This is a genomic window from Streptomyces sp. NPDC046759 (genome assembly GCF_040645475.1).
Classification (GTDB): domain Bacteria; phylum Actinomycetota; class Actinomycetes; order Streptomycetales; family Streptomycetaceae; genus Streptomyces.
On record NZ_JBEYYJ010000014.1, the window covers coordinates 12,728 to 30,760 of the forward strand.

Consider the following 18,033-nt stretch of genomic DNA (forward strand, 5'->3'; position numbering starts at 1 on the left):
CGTCCCTGGAGCGCCCGACGGTTCTGGACCGTTGTCACGCACCGCCGGGCTCCTCGGCTCAATGACCGCCGCTCTCGTTGATCTCGGTGATTCGGATGTGACGGGGCTTGGTGACCTCCGCCTTGGGGACGCTCTTGACACCAGCGAGGTAGATCTCGACCTCGAAGGCGTCGTCGGTCTCTGTGACGTCCGCGAGTGGGGGTCCACGCGGCTGCGGACGCGGCACCGCCCACCGTGGATCGGGCAATTCGCTCATCTGAGTGAACAGTTCGTCGAATTCAGTCAGCGGGTTGCGGGCCCACCCGAGGCGCCGCTCCGTTGTTCCGCCACGGCTGTGGCTCCGCAGGGGCACGACCATCGCCCTTCATCTCCGTCTTCTCGTGGGTTCGCGGCAGGCCGCCTTCTTCGCCCGGCGGGGCGGACGGGCCGGTCGAAGGTGCCTGCTTCGGTAGAGGAGCTCATGGTTCGCACCTGGGAATATGCAGTTCTGTTCCGCGCTTCCGGGGGGCTTCCGCGGTGCCCCTCCTGCAGTGGTTTGCCGGCCGCCATCGCCTGCTCGACCCACGAACGCAGGACGTCCGCGGGTGCCGGGCCGGCCTTGCCGGCGAGCGTCTCGCCCTGGTCCGAACGACGAGGAGGGTCGGCACCGGCCCCCCTGCACCTCGACGCCGCCGATTGACCCGTGGATTTCGTTGATGTCGACCTTGACGGGCTTGATCCGTCCGGCGAGGTCGCGGGCGACCTGTCCGAGGGCGCGGGGCCGACCATGCGGCAGGGGCCGCACCAGGTGGCCCACGCCGGGTTCCTACCGGTGCACACGGAGAGTCTCGAGCACTCCCCGGGATGACGAACCGGGTGGCTCCACGCCTGCGTCTGGCGAGTCAGGAATGCACAGGTCCGGTCGCCCCACGAGTACGAGAGAAAGGATCCACACATCTCGGGTAGCCGGCCCGTGAGCGGGTACGCGACATGCCGCTCGGTTCTCTGAAGGCTTCGAGGGACGGAGTGGTCCCATGGCCGGCATTCGGGCGCACAGCCTGCACCACCGCTACTCCCACCGGAAGGGCGGCCTTCCGGTGGGCTGCGCCGGGCGGCACCCCACGGCCGCGCGCGGAGGGCCCCGCCCACCCGCTCGCACCCCAGCCGACCATGCCCTCCACGAACTGGTCGCCCTCTCCCGCGCCCTGTTCGGCACTCCGGACGAAGTCGAGATCCTGCGCCTGGCCATGGATCACATAGCCGCCGCAGGGCCATACAGTGCCGAGGCCGGATACCTCAATGTGGGCGGCGACCTGGTCCCCAGTCCGAGGGACGGGCAGATGCCTGCCCTGGCCGTGAGCCGGAGGGTGCGGGAGCTGGCCGGGCAGGACGGCAACGTGACCGTACCCGGCAGGCCCTGGGGCCGGGCCCTGGGGCTGCGGGGACTTGAGGGACTCCACGGCTACCTCGTGGTGACGTCCCGCTCCCGGCCCACCGAGGCCGAGCGATCTCTGCTCGCCACGCTCGTCCGGCACACCACTGCTGCACTGTCAGTCGCTTTCGCACATCGCCGTCGATGCGAGGACGCACTGGAGCTGCACCGACTGAGGGAGGAACGCACGGCCCTCCAGCGGCAGCTGATCTCTGTGGTGGCTGAGCTGGGCTTCGAGCGAGCCTTTCACGCGTTCATGGCCGGCGTCGCTGCCTCGGGTGGCGGCGAGGAAGCTGTCACCCGCGCGCTGCACGGGCTCACTGGACTTCCCGCGCTGGTCGAGGACCGCTTCGGTCGGCTGAGGTCCTGGACCGGCCCCAGCCGCCCCGTCCCCTATCCCGAACCGGACCCCGTGCGCCAGGTCGAAATGCTGCACGCCGTCGCCCGTCAGGCCGGGCCGGTGCGGATAAGGGACCGGCTGATCACCTTGATCCGCCCGCACGGCGAGATCCTGGGTGTGCTGGCCCTGGTCGATGCCCGGGACGAGGCCGACGAGCACACCGTGCTCGCGCTGGAATACGCTGCCGCGTCACTCGCCCCCGAGCTGACGCACCTGCGCAATCTGGCCGAAGTGGAGCTGAGGCTGCACCGCGAGCTGGTGGACGACCTCCTGGCAGGGACGGACGAGGCGAGCGCCTACGCCCGGTCCGAGGCAGTCGGATACGACCTGCACCGCAGCCACTATGTCGTCGTGGTGCAGTGGGCGAACCGGACCGCCGACGATTCCTTCGCACAGACCGTGGGGCGGGCGGCCTCTGCCGTGGGCATGCGCTCGCTGCTGACCCGACGCTCCGACCACGTCGTCCTGGTCGCCGACGCCAGGCCGCACGCCCGCGCGCTGTACGAGGCGCTCGCCCGGGAGACCGGGACACGGTCCGGGACGATCGGGGTGAGCGCCCCTTCCGATTCCCTGAACGACATCCCCCACCACTACCAGGAGGCGCAGCGCGCCCTGGACGTGCGCCGCCACTCCCGCGACCGCTACGGCACGACGTTCTTCGACGAGCTCGGCCTCTACCGCATCCTGGGACCCGGCAACGACTACCGGGAACTGGAGACGTTCGTACAGGAGTGGCTCGGGCAGCTCATCGACTACGACTCCCGGCACCACGCGACCTTGGTGGAGACCCTGTCCCGGTACTTCGACTGCGGCGGCAACTACGACGAGACCGCAGAATCCCTCGCCATCCACCGCAGCACGCTGCGCTATCGCCTCCAGCGCATCCGCGACATCAGCGGCAACGACCTCGCGAACGTCGAAGACCGGCTGAACCTCCAGGTGGCGACCCGAGTGTGGAAGATCATCCTGGGCGGGCCAGGCTGACGCCTCGCTGGAACTGCTGTGGGAATGGTGTCAGCAGCGCTGCGGTGGGTGGGCCGGGCGGCGGAGGAGCATCTGGGCCGCCCTGCGGATGCCGGGACGGCCGGGGGCGACCTGGTCGAGCAGCCGGGTGCCGGCTGCGGAGTCCTGGATACCGGCCGCAGTGACCAGCACCGCCAGGAGGAGGCCGGCAGGTCGGTCACGACGCATCGCTTGCGGCCCACGATCTTCGTACCCGCATCCGTGCTCTGGCTGGCGCAGGGAACGCTGGTGGAGGTCCTCAAGTCCGTGCTCGGGCGTCAGGCGGAGGTCCGGGCGTGACCGCGGCGCTCGGAGCCCCACTCCGCAAGAACCGGGCTCATGTGTGGGCCTTCTTGATGCGTCTCCAGCAGGCGAGGCTGCAGGGCCCTCGCGCGCTCGGTGTCGTGCTTCTTGCTCCCGGGTGCGGGCACGACGATCACCTCCTGCCGGGCAGGGTCCTCCCGGCCCAGACCGGCAAACCGGGGGAAATCCGGCGGGTGAAGGAGGTGAGTGAGCGGCCCCTGCCGGTTACCCGGGTGGCCCAGGATTCCGGATTCCGATGAGGGAGAAGGGGCCATGACGCACAGTACGAGCGCCCGGGACGTGGTGGAGGCCATCAAGGATGTCGACTTCCCCGCCGGCAAGGACAGGCTGATCGAAGCGGCGAGCCAGTCGGGTGCCGCGCCGGATGTCGTCAAGGCGCTGCGCGGCATCCCGGCCGAGCAGTACGCCAACCGCGAGGAGGTGGCCCGGTCGGTCCGCGTGGACCCCGCTTCCGACCTGGGGCTGAGCCCGGCGCAGCGGGCCGAGCAGGCCCGGGAGGGCGGGAGGCCGGGACAGTCCCAGCATCTGCGCGAGGTGCCGAAACCGCCAATCGAGGAGGAGCTGGACAGCTGACGGCCGGGCCGCTCGGTTCCGGCCGCACCCCTCAGCGGGCATGCCGCCTCACCGCCCGGTCGGCGTCGCCGCCGGCGCCGAGCGGCCCGGCCGGAGCGAGCTCCTCCTCCACCTCCAGGCGGGGCAGCCTGCCGGCGAGCCACGCGCGGCACCAGTGGTGGCAGCACGGCCCGCACGGACCGGACCAGCCGCAGCCAGGCGGGCGGGCACACGGCGGTGCGGCGCCGCTCCGGGCCGTCCACGAAGCGGGCGGCGACCATCTCGGCCTCGTACACCCTGCGGGCCCGACCACCTCTGGACAGGGCCTGTGCAGCCCCGCGACGGTTCGGCCGCAAGGGTGGCGGAAGGTGCTGACGGATGGAATCCCCAGCCGGCAGGTACGACGACGGGCTGAGCGCCCCCGCTGGGACGCCGAGGAGCTCCGCGACGACCTCCAGCACTACATGGTCGAACGGCTCGGCGAGCCGACAGGATCCTCATCCTCGACGACACCGCTTCGTACTCCGGCACCGCCGGCCGTACTGCCGCGGAATGGCCGTTTACCATCGAGCGCGGAAGGCAAGGCATCCTCGGAATTCCCCCGTCGTCATTCCCCCGTCGTCGATCGACCTGGCCGCTCAGGAGGATCTTTCTTCAGGCCGGTTAGAAGTGCCGAAAGGTAAAGGCCGTGAATGATTCGAATGACACGGACAGGATCCTTGAAAAGGTGGCGGAGAACGCGGGAAAACGCGGCCCCCAGCCGACTCGAAGCGCCTCGGGGCATGCCGCGGCCGGGTGGGAGGCCGCCCGCGGCAACCTCTTCGCCGCCCCCGGCACCGTGTGCACCTTCCAGGCGCACCGCAACAACCACGATCCGGCGGCGCCGCGTCCCGCCGGGCTTCCGCGTCCCGGAGCCCGTCCGCGCGCTCGCCCGCGCACTCCCGCCCGCCGCGCCGGGTCCACCTCCGTGCTCCGCACCCGGCGGATACACCGTAGCGGCCGTCTCTGACCTCGTCGGCGGCCGCGCCCTCGGACATGCGCCGACCGGCGTGAATCTCCGGCACGCGCGGGCACCGGCACCGGCAGCCTGTCAGCACCCCACGGCGTGAGCATCGTCCGCCGCCGTCCGAGCCGGAAAGAGAGTTCATGGTGCTGTCTGCCCTGCTAACAGCCGCCGACCCGCCACAACTGCTCCCCGCGCGTGAGCAGATGGCGTTCACACTGGGCTTCCACATCATCCTGGTGCCCTTCGGCCTCGCATTCACCTTCATGATGTTGGTCTGCCACTACCGGGCGCTGCGCCGCGGCGATCAGCAGGCGCTGGTCCTGGCGCAGCGGTGGTCCAAGGTGGCCGCCGTGTTGTTCGCGGTGGGGGCCGTGTCCGGCACCGTGCTGACGTTCGAGCTGGGGCTGCTCTGGCCCGGGCTCATGGGCAAGTACGGGCCGGCCTTCGGGTTTCCGTTCGCCGTAGAGGGTCTCTTCTTCTTCCTCGAAGCAATCTTCGTGGCCATCTACATCTACGGCTGGAAGAGGCTGCCCCCGTGGCCGCACTTCTTCACCGGCGTCGTGGTCACCCTGGCGGGTGTCGGCGGAACGGCCTCCGTCATTGCGGCCAACAGCTGGATGAACCAGCCCGCCGGAATCGCGGTGCGGAACGGGCGTGTGGTGGGCGTGATCCCCTCCCAGGTCTTCTTCAACGGCGCGTTCTGGTGGGAGATGGTGCACATGCTCCTCGCGGCGTACATCGTCGCGGGGTTCATGGTCGCGGGCGTGTACGCGTGGGGCCTGCTCAAGGGGCGCCGGGACCACTACCACCGGCTGGGGTTCGCCGTGCCGTTCACGGTCGCCGCGATCGCCATGCCGCTGCAGTTCCTCGTCGGGGACACGATCGCCCGCCAGGTGTACGACAGGGAGCCGGCGAAGTTCTCCGCCATCGAACTCCTGCCGACCACCGGTGATCACGTCCCGGAGACCCTCGGCGGCATCTTCGTCGACGGCAAGGTGCGCTACGGCATCCAGCTTCCCGACGTGGCCTCGATCCTCGCCGGTTTCACTCCGTCCACCACGATCAAGGGCTTCGACGCGATCCCCGCAGCGGTACGCCCCACGGACTCGGTCCTCAGCGACGTGCATCTCGCCTTCGACGTCATGGTCGCAACCGCATCGCTCCTGCTCCTGCTGGCACTCTGGTTCGCCTGGCTGTGGTGGCGGCGGCGCGAGGTGCCGACCAACCGCTGGTTCCTGCGAAGCTCCGCGGTCTCCGGGCTGGTCGCGCTCGTCTCGCTGGAGAGCGGCTGGGTGGTGACCGAGGTCGGCCGCCAGCCCTGGACGGTCGTGGGACTCCTGCTGACGGAGAACGCCGTCGCCACGCAGGGGAACCTGTGGCCCCTGTTCGCCACGGTCCTCGTGATCTACGCGTGTGTCGCCGTCGGCGCCTTGTACGTCCTGCGAACCTTGCGCCGCCGCTGGTCGGAGGAGGGCACCGAGGCCGCCGTGGTCCCGTACGGCCCCCGGGCGGCGCCGGCGACGAACGGGCACCCCTTCGGAGGAGATGACGCATGAGCGAGGTCATCGCCGTGGTCCTGTTCATCGGGGTCATCGCCTACGCCCTCTTCGGCGGCGCCGACTACGGGGCCGGCTTCTGGGATCTGACAGCCGGCGGCGCCGCGCGGGGACGTCCCGTACGGGAGCTGATCAACGTCTCCATCAGCCCGGTGTGGGAGGCCAACCACACATGGCTGATCTTCTGCTTCGTCACGATCTGGACAGCCTTCCCCCAGGCGTTCACGGCCATGACCACCACTCTGTACATCCCTCTGGGGCTGGCGGCGCTGGGGATCGTGGCCAGGGGCTCGGGCTTCGCCTTCCGGCACGCGCTGGCCCAAGGGCGGGGAGAGCTGATCAGCGGTGTCGCCTTCGCCTGTTCGTCGGTGCTGACCCCGTTCTTCTTCGGCACCGTCGCGGGCGGGATCGCCTCCGGTCGCGTCCCCTCGGCCGGGCACGGCGACGCGCTGTCCAGCTGGCTCAATCCGACCTCCGTTCTCGGCGGCGTCCTCGCGGTCACCGTCTGCGCCTACCTCGCCGCCGTGTTCCTCACCGGACAGGCTCAGCACCGAGCGGACACCTCCCTGGAAAAGGCGTTCAGCCACCGGGCCTTCGGGGCGGGCATCGTTGCGGGACTGGTGGCGCTCGTGGGCGTGTTCGTACTGCGTGCGGACTCCCCGCGCCTGTTCCACCAGCTCAGCACGGTGGGAGCACCGCTCCTGGTCGTCTCGGGCCTGTGCGGCCTGGCCGCGCTGCTCCTGTTGCGCAGGGGCAGCCCTCCTGTCGTGCGCACCCTGGCGGCCCTCGCGATCACCACCGTCGTCGGGGGATGGGGAGTGGCTCAGTACCCGTACCTCCTGGGCACCCACCTGACGATTCAACAGGCGGCGGCTCCGACGGCCACCTTGTGGGTGCTGTTCTTGGTGTCCTGCGTCGCGGTTGTTCTGATCGCACCCTCGCTCCTCCTGCTGTACAGCCTGCAACTGCGACGCAAGCTCGGCTGACGGGGACTTGCCGCCACCGGAACGCCGCGCGCGGTGTCGTCCCGGGGTCATGATCTGTCGCGGGCGCGGTGAGACGGTACGACAGGATCCGTCTCCACCAGCGCGGTCACCGCCACCCCTCGGACGGCGCACACCGTCACCCGTCCAGCGAGCGATTGGGCCGCCGCCGCTGGGTGATCCAACGCAGTCAGCCCAGCACTTCTTCGATCGGGGCGTCGGCGTCCACGTAGCGCACGAGCTTGCGGTTCGCGAATTCAAAGATGCCCGCGTCGCCGAGTTCGCGCCCGTAGCCGGAGCGCTTGATGCCGCCGAAGGGCAGCTCCGGTCGGGACGCGGTCGGGTGGTTGATCCACACCATGCCCGCCTCCAGCCGGTCCGCGACTCCGCGAGCACGTTCCGGGTCGGCGGCGAAGACCGCGCCTCCCAGGCCGTAGGCGGAGGTGTTGGCCAGTGCCACCGCCTCGTCCTCGTCGGCGACCCGGTAGACGGTGGCGACGGGGCCGAAGAGCTCTTCCCGGTAGGCCCGCATGTCCGGTGTGACATCGGTGAGAAGGGTCGGCTCGACGAAGGCGCCCGGCAGGTCGGGCCGCCCGCCGCCCAGCACCACCGTGGCTCCCTTGTCCACCGCGTCACGAACCTGCTCCATCAGGAGTTCGGCCGCGGCCTCGGAGGACAGCGGGCCGAGCGTGGTGGCGGGCTCCGCCGGATCTCCCGGTTGCACCTCGCTCATCCGGTCACGCAGCCCGGTGACGAAGGCGTCGTAGACGTCGGCAAGGGCGATGAAACGCTTGGCCGCCACGCAGCACTGCCCGGTGTTGCCCATCCGGCCGAGGAACGCGGCGTACACGGTGCGCTCGAGGTTGTGACCGTCCAGCACGACGAAGGGATCACTGCCACCCAGCTCGAGGACGGACGTCTTGACATTGCGGCCGGCGATCTCGCCCAAGCTCATGCCCGCCCGCTCGCTTCCGGTCAGCGACGCTCCCTGCACTCGGGAGTCATCGATGATCTTCCCGACGTCTCTGCCCCGCACGAAGAGATTGGTGTAGACCCCGGTCGGCACACCCGCATCCGTGAACAGCTGCTCGAGTGCCAGTGCGGACTGGGGGCAGCTACTCGCGTGCTTGAGCAGGATCGTGTTGCCGAGGACGAGGTTCGGACCCGCGAATCGGACGACCTGGTACAGCGGGAAGTTCCACGGCATCACACCGAGAAGGACGCCGAGCGGCTCGTTCACCAGCACGGCCGTGCCCTCGGGCACCGGCAGGGGTCGTTCTTCCAGCAGCTCGGGGCCGTGCTCGCCGTAGTAGGTGAGGATGTCGGACGCGAGGTCGACCTCCGCACGGCTCGAGTTGATCAGCTTGCCGACCTCAAGGGTCAGGAGGTGCGCCAGTTCCTCCTTTCGCTCCCTCATGAGCCGGCCGGCGCGTTGCACGAGAGCTCCCCGGTCGGCCGTCGACCGGGCACGCCAGTTTGGAAAGCTACGGTGCGCCGCGTCGATCGCGCGCCCTACGTCCTCCGCGCTCAGCGCCGGGAACTCACGAACCCTTTCACCGGTGTACGGGTTGACCGTGGCGATGGGGCTCCCCTGGGCAGTGACATGGGCGTTCATGACGCCTCCCTGGAGTCGGGACACCTCGGGTTTCCACGCCCGGACCCGCTCACACGTGCTGATTCGCCCCATGCCACGGCAAGCTGTGGCACCCGGGTCCTCTGCTTGTTCACGTCGCATGCGCAGAGTCGCCGCCCGAGTTCGGCTACGCCGACGCTCTCATGGTGCGGCTCTTCGCCTGTGTGCAACACGACGAGCTCGACCTGGCCGGCAAGGCCCTGCACACCACGGTGCAGGGAGGCGTCAATGGGTGGTCGTGGTCACCGCCGTCCGTGGGCGGGCGCGGGCCGGGTCGGCGTGGCAGGCTTGCAGGGGATCCGCGCCGTTCGTCCCACCACAGCAGCGAAGGAGGACGACCCATGGATGAGCAGGAATTCGTCCGTACCGTCGCCGAGCGCACCGGACTGAGCCGGCAGGAGGCAGCGGACCTGACCTGGGCCACGCTCGAGACGCTGGCCCACAGGCTGAGCCAGGGAGAGGCCAGGGACCTGATCACCGAGCTCCCCGAGGGCCTCGCGGAGGCGGTGCGCCGGGGAACCACGGACCGCATCGAGCGCTTCGGCCACCACACCAGCGTGCAGCGCGTGGCCGAACGCACCATGCTCAAGGAGGAGGAAGCCGACCGGGGTGTGCGAACCGTACTGGCCGTACTCCGCGAGGCGATCAGCGAGAAGGAGTTCAACGACCTGATGTCGCAGCTCGGAACGGACTTCTCCCGGGCCATCGAATCCGCCGGGTGACCCCCGGGGCCTTCGGCACGGCGCCCGTGTCACGGCGCCAGCGGCCCGGACGCTGCGTGTACTCCGGGGCACAGTGGGTGACACCCGCGGATCGCCGGTCCCTCGGGGCCGCCATGGCGCGCGGTGCACACGAAGGGGTGGTCATGACGGCTGACGTGCCCGTGACCTCGTCCGGCAGATCCGTGCGTGTCGTGCCTGGCCGACCCCGGTCTGCCGTCGGAGATCGCCCGGGCTCTCGCCCCCCGGTTGCCCGACCCTTTCCGCCGGGCAGTCCGTGCTCGGGTCGGATGGCAGGTCGACTGACCGCCCCGGTCGGCGTGAGCCAGCAGGCCGACGTCTCCGACATCGTCGAGGCCGTCAGAAACCACCTGGACGGTCCGAAGGGGACGTGGCGATCTTTCTCACTGACTCTTCCGCGGCGGGCCCAGCTCTATCCGATCGGCGTCGAGGTCGGTGTACGCCAACCGCGCCTGGCGGCTGTTCGGCTCCCTCTCCCGGGCGGTTCCAGGTGGCGCTGTTTGATGAACAGGACCGTAGCCGTGGCGAACACGCTCGCCAGGACGTCCGGGCCGCGGCCCGGACGTCACAGGGCGATGACGTGGAGGTCGACCAGGTCGAGCAGCGCCCGCAGAGCCGAGCTGGGCCGCCGGGTCGACGACGTGCCGAGGTGCATGCTCCAGCGGAGCGTGGTGTCGTGGACGTCCAGGACGTCCAGGACGTGCAGGCCGGGGGTGCGGGCAACGGCGAACGCGGGCAGGAAGGCGATGCCCAGACCGTGCCGGACCAGTGCCGCCCCCATGTCGATGTCGGGCACTTCCAGTGCCACCCGGCGTACGACGCCCGCCGCCGCGAACGCCCGGTCGACCACCTCGCGGTTGCCGTAGCCCGGCGGGAAGTCCACGAAGGGCTCGCCCGCGAGATTCGCAAGTGCCACCTTTCCCCGCTGCGCCAGGGGATGGGCGGCGCTCACCACCAGGACGAGCGGCACGGTGGCCAGCTCCTGTGCGTCGATCCCGGCGGGCTTGCGTTCGGGCAGCGACAGGAAGGCCACGTCAAGGTCCCCGCTGAGCAGCGCGTGCGCCAGTCCCGCCGAGCCGGCCGTCGCCAGCCGCAGCCGGACGTCGATCGCCGGGTGCCGCGCGTGCAGCTGCCCGAGGAGCGCAGGCAGATCCACCACTTCGACCGAGGCCATGGCGCCCACGTTCACCGTGCCGCGCAGCGTGTCCTGTGCGGCGCGCACGGCGTCCTGGGCGGCCTGGGCGGCGTTCAGGGTGGCCCGAGCCTCCGGCAGCAGCGCGGCGCCCGCCCCGGTGAGCCGGACCTGCTGCGACGTGCGCTCGAACAACGCGCAGCCGAGCTCGCGCTCCAGGGAGCGGATCGCGGCGGACACCCCTGACTGCACCACGTGCAGCCGACGGGCGGCACGCGTGAAACTCAGCTCCTCGGCGACCGCGATGAAGTGCTCCAGCTGACGTAGCTCCACACGAGAAGTATCACTCGCATTGCTGGAGACCAGCAAAAACATTCGTTGGCATTGATTCTGGCTGGTGAGGAGGATGGAAAGCGTCATCCGCTTCCGCCCGAGGAGGGGTACCCCTGCCTGCCGTTCCGACGCCGCTGAGCCGTCCCACAGCCGACGCTCCCGACGACCCGACCCACCGGATCCCAGCACCCGTTCCCGACGACCCGACCCACCGGATCCCAGCACCCGCTCCCGCCGAACTGCCGCCCCGCGCCCTCGCCCGGCGCCGTGCCTCGCACACGACCGGCTTCTGGTTCGTGGCGGTGGCTTTCACCGTGCTCATGGCCTTCGGCACCGCGCCGACTCCGCTGTGGCCGCTGTACGAGGCCCGGGACCACTTCGGCGCGACCACGGTCACGGTGGCGTACGCCTCGATGGTCGTGGGCGCAGCGGCCGCCTTCCTGGGGCTGGGACACCTGTCGGACCGGCTCGGCCGGCGGCGCATCATCGTCCCCGCGCTGCTGGTCGGCATCGTCGCGTCGGTCGTACTGATCGTGTGGCGGGACCTGCCGGGGCTGATCGCGGGCAGGATCCTGAACGGTGTCGGACTGGGGCTGATGGCCTCGACCGCGACGACGTACCTGCACGACCTCCACCACGAGGTCCGTCCGGAACGGACGGGTTCGGTGCTGCCCGGCATCGTGGCCACCGCCGCCAACCTCGGCGGCCTGGCCTCAGGGCCCCTGGTCGCCGGAGCCGCCGCCGAGTGGCTTCCCATGCCCCTGATCACTGCCCAGGCGATCTTCACGCTCGCCATGGCAGTGTGCCTGGCGCTGGTGCTGTGCACGCCGGAGACCGTGGACCTGGAGTTGCCCGCGGCCCAACCGCCCAGCAGGTTCGTCCTGCGCCCCGGCGGCCGGCGGGCGTTCGGCGCGGCCGGCGCGCTGGGCGCCTTCGCCTTCGCGATCCTCGGCCTGATCTCCTCCCTCGGGGCGAGTGTGCTCCACGGCACCCTGCACACCGACTCGCACCTCGTGGTCGGCCTGGCGGCCTTCCTCATGTTCGGTTCCGCGGCGGCCGCCCAGCTGGTGCTGGGCCGCCTCCCACTGCCCCGGCTCCTGACCGTGGGGGCAGTGGTCTTTCCGGTCGGGCTGGTCCTGTGCGCCGTCGCCCTCCACCACCCGTCTCTCTGGCTCTACCTGGTCGCCGTGTCCCTGTCGGGAGCCGGCTCCGGGCTGCTGTTCAAGGGGGGAGTCGAACGCGCCGGTTCAGTGGCCGAGCCGGCCTCACGCGCGGGGGTCCTCGCCGTGTTCTTCGTCGTCGCGTACCTGGGAATGGGCCTGCCCTCCGTCCTGTTCAGCATCGCCCTGCGGCACTTCGCCGTGCAGACCGCGATGATCGGTTTCGCGACGGTCCTCTCCTGCGGCGCCGTTGTGTCGGTGGTCGTTGCGTTGCGGGATCGCGCACCCGGTCCCGGCGAGGTGCCGGCGCAGTCCGCTCGCCCCTCCTGACCTCCCTGCGGCGCATGGGACACGGCTGTCTGGGAGGCCCGGACCTGGGCACCCGGTGCGGGTGCGCGTGACACGGATCCGCGGCAGACGGGAGGCCCGAGATGTCTGCGGAATCGGCCCGAACGATTGTGCTGCCCGCCGGTGACGAGATTGCGGCGCTCGGGCAGGGCACCTGGTACCTGGGCGAGGACCCGGCCCGGCGTGAACAGGAGGTCGCCGCGCTGCGGCTGGGCGTGGACCTGGGCATGACCGTCGTCGACACGGCGGAGATGTACGGCGACGGCGCAGCCGAGGAGCTCGTCGGGCAGGCCCTCCGGGGACGCTGGGAAGAAGTCTTCCTCGTCAGCAAGGTGCTGCCCGGCCACGCCGACCGCAAGGGCACCGTCGCCGCCTGCGAGGACAGCCTGCGGCGGCTCCGTACGGAACGGCTGGACCTGTACCTGCTGCACTGGCGGGGACGGTGGCCGCTCGAGGAGACCCTTGCCGGATTCACCGACCTGATGGAGGCGGAGAAGATCCGATACTGGGGCGTGAGCAATCTGGACGTCGCCGACATGGCCGAGCTGACCACCCTCCCCGGTGGCGACGCCGCGGCCGTCGACCAGGTGCTGTACAATCTCTCCCGGCGCGGCGTCGAGTGGGATCTTCTCCCCTGGTGCCGTGAGGCCGGGGTGACGGTCATGGCCTACTCCCCGATCGAGCAGGGGCGGCTCCTGAACGTCGAGGCACTGGATGCCGTGGCCCGGGCCCTCGGAGCAACGCCGGCCCAGGTGGCACTCGCCTGGGTGCTGGAACAGGGGGTGGCCGCGATCCCGCGTTCCGGATCACCCGACCACGTTCGGGAGAACCGCGGCGCAGCGGACCTCCACCTTCCCACCGAGGCGCTCGACGTCCTCGACGAGGCGTTCCCGCCACCCAGCGGGCCCACGCCCCTGGAGATGCTCTAAGGAGTTGACAGGATGGCGCGCCCGCTCGTCGTCGGAATGGGAGGTTCGCTGCGCACCCCGTCGACCAGCCTCACCGCACTGTGTGTGGCGGTCGAGGGGGCTGCCGATGCGGGCGCCGGCACCGTGGTGATCGACCTCAAGCGGCTGGCTCTTCCGTTCTACACGTCCGAGCACGGGATCCCCGCGTCCGCCCGCCGGCTTGCGGACACCGTTCAGGCCGCCGACGCCCTGCTGTGGAGCAGCCCGACCTACCACGGGTCGGTCAGCGGCGCGTTCAAGAACGCGGTGGACTGGCTCGCCCTCCTGGCCGACCACGACCCGCCCTACCTCAGCAACAAACCCGTGGGGATGCTGACGACCGCCGGTGGGGTGCAGGGCCTGCAGGCGATCAACGCGATGGAGTTCATCGTGCGGTCGTTGCGCGGCTGGGCCGTGCCGCTGGTGTTCGCGGTCCCGCGGTCCTCCCGGGTCTTCGACGGCGACGGTCGCCTCACCGACCAGGCGGTCGCGGACCAATTGCGCGGCCTCGGCGCGGAGGTGACCAGGGCGGCCCTGCAGTTCCGGGCGGAGGGCACGTGCGACTACGCGCAGGAGCGGCCGTCCGGGGCCGTCCGGGACTGAGCCCGGCCCTGTCACGCAGGGGGCGCCGGGGTCCCGCTTCCTCAGGGCCCGGTCCGCTCCACGGGCCGCTGGTGCTCGCCGCGCGCCCCGGAGCGCCCGGGTGGGAAGTGCGGCAGCACGTGTTCGGCCAGTTCGTCGATCACTTCGGCGACCGGACGGCGGCTGTGCTTGAAATTGATCATCAACTGGTCGATGCCGATGTCCTGCCAGGCCTGCATCATCGCCAGGAACGACACCCGGCCCACCGAGAAGCCCTGGTGGATGCGCCGGGGCAGGGCCAGCGGGTCCTCGGTCAGATCCAGATAGGTGGCCTGCGCGTACGGCTTGAACCCACCGCCCTCGCCCCGGGTCAGCTCCCGCCACCGCTCGATGTTCTCGGCCTGCTGCTGGAGCGGCGGGGTGTAGTACAGCCAGCCGTCCGTGTTGTCGGCGATCCACCCAACGTCCTGCCTGCCGCGTCCCGTCATCAGTACGGGGATCCGCCGGTACACCGGCTTGGGCAGCAGATCGGTGCCGCGCATCCGGCCGAGCTGCGACTCCACGTGCGGGAAACGGTGCTCGAGGACGACACGGAAGTACTCCAGCGACTGCCGGAACCTCTCGGCCCGGCTGCCCGGGTCCTGACCGAAGGCCGGGAACTCCACGGGCCGGTCACCGGTGGCCACCCCGAGCAGGAGCCGTCCGCCTGACAGCTGGTCCACCGAGGCGGCCGCCTTGGCGGTGTGCAAGGGATGCCGCAGCGGCATGACGATGCTGGCGGTCCCCAGTGTGATCGAGGTGGTGCGGGCACTGAGCTGCCCCAGGTACACCCACGGGTCGAAGACCTGCCCGGCGTCCCCGAAGCTCGGGTCCAGCAGCGGCACGTCACGAACCCACACCGAGGCGAAGCCGGCCCGCTCCGCCTGCTGGATCCGCTCGATGTGCCCGGCCAGGGACGGCACGGGCCCGTCGAAGCCCTCCAGGGGCGTGATGGCGCCAACGGTCATCCTGCCGCCGGGATACGCCCTGGCCATGGCCGCGTGCTCGGAGAACGGCCGCTGCGCACCGCCTTCGACGTCCACGGGTGCGCCGGCTGAAGGAACTGTCGATTGTGTCATGCGATCCTCCGGCCAGTGTGACGGTGGCCGCCGTGAGTACGGCCGGTTCCGTCTCCTCGAGGACGGCGCCGACCTGGCTCCTTCTAGCCCGGGGCGCCGACGAGAGTCTCGAAGTCCCGGGGCAGCTGGGATAGTACGTGGCGGAACTCGCCATCACTGACCGCGTCCCTCAGGGTGCTCAGCTCCGCCCGTACGCCCTCGCGGGCCTCGTCCGGGCTCACCCCTGCTCGCCTGCTCACCCGATTGATGAACTCGTCGAGTCCGAAGCGCTCGGCCTCCGGAGTGGGAGAGACCAGCGGTTCCTTCAGCGGCTTGGGCAGTTCGGACGCGAGGTCCTCCGCCTCACCCCTGGTGAGCCGCTCGGCCAGGGTTTCCAGGGTGGCACGGGTGAGGGGCTCCACCTTCTCCGGGGGGACAGGGGCGCGCCGGGTGATGGTGTCGAGGAAGGTTTTGTAGTCCATGAGCCGTTCCCTTTCTGAAGCTTTCCAACTGCCTGGCGCGGGACCTGAGACAGTCACCGAAGGGTGCGTCGTGGGTGTGGGGGGAGCGGGCTGGGCGTCATGGTGCATGCGCCTCAGCGGAGGCCATTTCCATGCTCCCGATGTGGGCCCCACCCTGCCTGCTCCCGGCGGGCGGAAAAGCGACGGGCTCCATAGACCTCCGAGCACAAGTGCAGACGGCCTCCGCCACGGCGAAGGGGACACCGCCGCCGGTCTGCCGGATGTGCGTCAGGGCGCCGTGCCTGTGGGGCGCGGTCGGCATTCCCGCCGTCGCGTTTCCGGCCGGCCCGTTCGGCCCGTTCGGCGTCGAGAGCGTTCGACGGCGGCGAGCTGTCGGGCGATGTCCATCAGCCACACTGCGAGGTCGATGGACCTCGGGGACACCCGGCGCGGCTCTCACCCGCGCGCGGCGCTGCAGCGCCGCGCAGCTTCCTGCGGAGGGAGGGCCGTACGGCTGGCCGGGGGTCCCTGCGCATTTCATGCTCTGCCAGGGTAGGAGGGGGTGTCCTTTTTCGGCCTCGGGTGCGGAGGCGCCCAGCGGGCGGACTCTGCGAATCTCGACCGGTAACAGCTGATGGCGGCGCTGGCGGGAGCGAATGACGCCGTCCGGTTCCCGGTGAGGAGGCGAGAGGCATGACCGTGATGGGTGTGTCGAAGTTCGAGAGGTTCTTCCGCGCCGCCGCAGGCCTCGACGTGGACAAGAACGACCTGAAGCGGTACGGCGACTTCGTCGACGCCAAGCTCTACGACCTCCTGGTCGTCGGCCAGGCGTCGGCCAAGGCCAACGGCCGGGATACCGTCGAACGGTGGGACCTGCCGATCACCAAGGGCCTCCAGGAGAGCATCCACCGGTTCCGGCGGCTCGACGAGGAGGTCGAGCTGAAGCCGATTCTGGAACAGCTCGCCGCGCACCCTCCCCTCGACAGGACACCCACCCAGGAGACCGAAGAGCGCTACCCCGAGATCATCGGCGGTCTCAGCGTCGCCCTCGCCGAGACGTTCAAAATCATGTACCCGGATGTCAAGAACCCGCAGACCAGCCACTGGGACGGCGTGACCGCGGTGTTCGACCGGCTGCTGTAGCAGTCGCGCCCCGGCGCATGTCACCGATCTGAACCGACATGCCGAGGTCCTCAACGCGCGCGTAGGTGTTCTGGTTCCACGAACTCCTACCGAACGAGGCAGCAGAGGGATACCAGCACGACGCCCGCGGCGACGGCTGGGCTTGGACCAAAGTCGTCCTCCACAGTCGTCCTCCACCCGGACGGCAGCTCCGGCTGATACATGCCCGGGGCGCCCTCGGCCGCGGCTTGCAGTCCCCGGTCCGGAAAAGAATCCGGACGGGCCCTGCCGGGTGTCCCTGCCGCTCGCGTCGTACAACCGGCGACTCGAAGGGAGCCGTACCATGACACAGGCACTGCAGGGGATGCGGGTGGCGATTCTGGCCACCGACGGCGTCGAGCGCGTGGAACTCGACCAGCCGCGCGGTGCGCTGCAGGGAGCAGGGGCGAAGACCGAGATCGTCTCGCTCCATCCCGGCGAGATCCAGGCCCGCCAGTTCGACCTCAACGCGGCAGGAACCTTCCCCGTGGACCGTTTGGTCGCCGACGCCTCCGTCGACGACTACCACGCCCTGCTCCTGCCCGGCGGCACCATGAACCCCGACCAGCTGCGCATGGACCGCGACGCGGTGCAGTTCGTCAGAGACTTCATGGCCAGCGGGAAGCCGGTCGCATCGATCTGCCACGGCCCGTGGACCCTGGCGGAAGCCGACGCCGTGCGCGGCCGTCGCCTGACGTCCTGGCCCAGCATCCGCACCGATCTGCGCAACGCCGGCGCGGAGGTCGTCGCCGACCAGGAGGTGGTCGTCGACGGGCAACTGGTCACCAGCCGCGGCCCGGCCGACCTGCCTGCCTTCTGCGCCGCCGTCGTGGAGCAGTTCGCCCGGACGCACCACCCCATACCCGGCTGACCCGGCGGCCTGGTCGCAGGCGGTGGGAGCAGGCGGTGCACGGTGGCCGTGGGCTCGCTCTCCACCTCACGGGCTGGTCAGTTGCGTCGGAACACTTGCCTCGGAACATTCGTGAGCCCCGCTACCTCATGCCGGGCCGATCCCTGAGGTACCCCGCCGCGAGCCGCGAACCCGGATCGCCGTCCCGCCTCCTGTCCTCGCAGACCGACGGGTGGTGCCACTTTTCGACCCGCTGGGCGCAGGCGGGGTGACCGGGCGAACAGTCACTCTGGGGCCTGTAGGGACCGCACGGCGGTCCGTCGGCGGAAGGAGTGGCCAATGACCGAGCAGGCCC

Annotated in this window: 15 protein-coding genes and 1 pseudogene; 10 read left to right on the top strand and 6 right to left on the bottom strand. The window is 70.4% G+C overall.

The genetic code is table 11. The annotated features are described in order from the left end of the window. Positions 1-58 precede the first annotated feature (58 nt). Entirely contained in the window at positions 59-256 is a 198-nt protein-coding gene (locus ABZ919_RS19920; RefSeq protein WP_361249286.1) for a hypothetical protein, read from the bottom strand. A 757-nt stretch (positions 257-1,013) separates the two neighbouring features. On the opposite strand from ABZ919_RS19920, the gene ABZ919_RS19925 reads away from it, so the two are divergent. Further along, the gene (locus ABZ919_RS19925) at positions 1,014-2,795 is read left to right on the top strand and encodes a helix-turn-helix domain-containing protein (protein WP_361249289.1); all 1,782 of its coding nucleotides are present in this window, start codon (positions 1,014-1,016) and stop codon (positions 2,793-2,795) included. A gap of 111 nt (positions 2,796-2,906) precedes the next feature. On the opposite strand, the pseudogene ABZ919_RS19930 reads toward ABZ919_RS19925, so the two are convergent. Further along, positions 2,907-3,076, bottom strand: a pseudogene (locus ABZ919_RS19930) (transposase); the annotation flags it as partial. A 313-nt stretch (positions 3,077-3,389) separates the two neighbouring features. Between ABZ919_RS19930 and ABZ919_RS19935 the strand changes: the two are divergent. From ABZ919_RS19935 to ABZ919_RS19945, 3 genes are all read left to right on the top strand, one after another. Then, positions 3,390-3,710 carry a DUF2795 domain-containing protein gene (locus tag ABZ919_RS19935; RefSeq protein ID WP_361249292.1) on the top strand — a complete coding sequence of 107 codons (321 nt, stop codon included), beginning with the start codon at positions 3,390-3,392 and terminating at the stop codon, positions 3,708-3,710. Between the two features lie 1,125 nt (positions 3,711-4,835). Next, the gene (locus ABZ919_RS19940; RefSeq protein ID WP_361249295.1) at positions 4,836-6,251 is read left to right on the top strand and encodes a cytochrome ubiquinol oxidase subunit I; all 1,416 of its coding nucleotides are present in this window, start codon (positions 4,836-4,838) and stop codon (positions 6,249-6,251) included. Continuing rightward, positions 6,248-7,237, top strand: coding sequence for a cytochrome d ubiquinol oxidase subunit II (locus ABZ919_RS19945; protein WP_361249298.1), 990 nt, complete (start codon positions 6,248-6,250; stop codon positions 7,235-7,237). Before ABZ919_RS19940 ends, ABZ919_RS19945 begins: the two co-directional genes overlap by 4 nt. 187 nt (positions 7,238-7,424) lie before the next feature. On the opposite strand, the gene ABZ919_RS19950 is transcribed toward ABZ919_RS19945, so the two are convergent. Further along, positions 7,425-8,849 (bottom strand): NAD-dependent succinate-semialdehyde dehydrogenase, encoded by a 1,425-nt coding sequence (locus ABZ919_RS19950; protein WP_361249300.1) that lies wholly within the window; start codon positions 8,847-8,849, stop codon positions 7,425-7,427. A gap of 359 nt (positions 8,850-9,208) precedes the next feature. Between ABZ919_RS19950 and ABZ919_RS19955 the strand changes: the two genes are divergently transcribed. After that, positions 9,209-9,589, top strand: a complete 381-nt coding sequence (locus ABZ919_RS19955) for a DUF2267 domain-containing protein (protein ID WP_361249303.1) — start codon at positions 9,209-9,211, stop codon at positions 9,587-9,589. A 583-nt stretch (positions 9,590-10,172) separates the two neighbouring features. On the opposite strand, the gene ABZ919_RS19960 is transcribed toward ABZ919_RS19955, so the two are convergent. After that, the gene (locus tag ABZ919_RS19960; RefSeq protein ID WP_361249306.1) at positions 10,173-11,072 is read right to left on the bottom strand and encodes a LysR family transcriptional regulator; all 900 of its coding nucleotides are present in this window, start codon (positions 11,070-11,072) and stop codon (positions 10,173-10,175) included. Between the two features lie 215 nt (positions 11,073-11,287). On the opposite strand from ABZ919_RS19960, the gene ABZ919_RS19965 reads away from it, so the two are divergent. The 3 genes from ABZ919_RS19965 (at position 11,288) to ABZ919_RS19975 (ending at position 14,130) form a co-directional block, all read left to right on the top strand. Then, complete coding sequence (locus tag ABZ919_RS19965; protein ID WP_361249737.1) at positions 11,288-12,562, top strand: MFS transporter; 1,275 nt, start codon at positions 11,288-11,290, stop codon at positions 12,560-12,562. 101 nt (positions 12,563-12,663) lie between these two features. Then, positions 12,664-13,509 (top strand): aldo/keto reductase, encoded by an 846-nt coding sequence (locus tag ABZ919_RS19970; RefSeq protein ID WP_361249309.1) that lies wholly within the window; start codon positions 12,664-12,666, stop codon positions 13,507-13,509. A 12-nt stretch (positions 13,510-13,521) separates the two neighbouring features. Further along, positions 13,522-14,130: an NAD(P)H-dependent oxidoreductase gene (locus ABZ919_RS19975; RefSeq protein ID WP_361249312.1), complete on the top strand. Its 609-nt coding sequence runs from the start codon at positions 13,522-13,524 to the stop codon at positions 14,128-14,130. Positions 14,131-14,171: 41 nt separating this feature from the next. Here the strand turns inward: ABZ919_RS19975 and ABZ919_RS19980 are convergent, their stop codons facing one another. Then, positions 14,172-15,227 carry an LLM class oxidoreductase gene (locus tag ABZ919_RS19980; RefSeq protein ID WP_361249313.1) on the bottom strand — a complete coding sequence of 352 codons (1,056 nt, stop codon included), beginning with the start codon at positions 15,225-15,227 and terminating at the stop codon, positions 14,172-14,174. 83 nt (positions 15,228-15,310) lie between these two features. Continuing rightward, on the bottom strand, positions 15,311-15,688 hold the full coding sequence (locus ABZ919_RS19985) for a DUF2267 domain-containing protein (protein ID WP_361249316.1): 378 nt from the start codon (positions 15,686-15,688) through the stop codon (positions 15,311-15,313). Between the two features lie 672 nt (positions 15,689-16,360). Here ABZ919_RS19985 and ABZ919_RS19990 point away from each other — a divergent pair. Together ABZ919_RS19990 and ABZ919_RS19995 are read left to right on the top strand one after the other, a co-directional pair. Next, on the top strand, positions 16,361-16,810 hold the full coding sequence (locus ABZ919_RS19990; protein WP_361249319.1) for a DUF1931 family protein: 450 nt from the start codon (positions 16,361-16,363) through the stop codon (positions 16,808-16,810). A gap of 322 nt (positions 16,811-17,132) precedes the next feature. After that, positions 17,133-17,699 (top strand): type 1 glutamine amidotransferase domain-containing protein, encoded by a 567-nt coding sequence (locus tag ABZ919_RS19995; RefSeq protein WP_361249321.1) that lies wholly within the window; start codon positions 17,133-17,135, stop codon positions 17,697-17,699. Positions 17,700-18,033 lie beyond the last annotated feature (334 nt).

Excerpts from the sequence above, each read along its gene's own strand:
- ABZ919_RS19920 (WP_361249286.1), bottom strand. The coding sequence starts at position 256 with ATGAGCGAATTGCCCGATCCACGGTGGGCGGTGCCGCGTCCGCAGCCG.
- ABZ919_RS19925 (WP_361249289.1), top strand. The coding sequence starts at position 1,014 with ATGGCCGGCATTCGGGCGCACAGCCTGCACCACCGCTACTCCCACCGG.
- ABZ919_RS19935 (WP_361249292.1), top strand. The coding sequence starts at position 3,390 with ATGACGCACAGTACGAGCGCCCGGGACGTGGTGGAGGCCATCAAGGAT.
- ABZ919_RS19940 (WP_361249295.1), top strand. The coding sequence starts at position 4,836 with ATGGTGCTGTCTGCCCTGCTAACAGCCGCCGACCCGCCACAACTGCTC.
- ABZ919_RS19945 (WP_361249298.1), top strand. The coding sequence starts at position 6,248 with ATGAGCGAGGTCATCGCCGTGGTCCTGTTCATCGGGGTCATCGCCTAC.
- ABZ919_RS19950 (WP_361249300.1), bottom strand. The coding sequence starts at position 8,849 with ATGAACGCCCATGTCACTGCCCAGGGGAGCCCCATCGCCACGGTCAAC.
- ABZ919_RS19955 (WP_361249303.1), top strand. The coding sequence starts at position 9,209 with ATGGATGAGCAGGAATTCGTCCGTACCGTCGCCGAGCGCACCGGACTG.
- ABZ919_RS19970 (WP_361249309.1), top strand. The coding sequence starts at position 12,664 with ATGTCTGCGGAATCGGCCCGAACGATTGTGCTGCCCGCCGGTGACGAG.
- ABZ919_RS19975 (WP_361249312.1), top strand. The coding sequence starts at position 13,522 with ATGGCGCGCCCGCTCGTCGTCGGAATGGGAGGTTCGCTGCGCACCCCG.
- ABZ919_RS19980 (WP_361249313.1), bottom strand. The coding sequence starts at position 15,227 with ATGACACAATCGACAGTTCCTTCAGCCGGCGCACCCGTGGACGTCGAA.
- ABZ919_RS19985 (WP_361249316.1), bottom strand. The coding sequence starts at position 15,688 with ATGGACTACAAAACCTTCCTCGACACCATCACCCGGCGCGCCCCTGTC.
- ABZ919_RS19990 (WP_361249319.1), top strand. The coding sequence starts at position 16,361 with ATGACCGTGATGGGTGTGTCGAAGTTCGAGAGGTTCTTCCGCGCCGCC.
- ABZ919_RS19995 (WP_361249321.1), top strand. The coding sequence starts at position 17,133 with ATGACACAGGCACTGCAGGGGATGCGGGTGGCGATTCTGGCCACCGAC.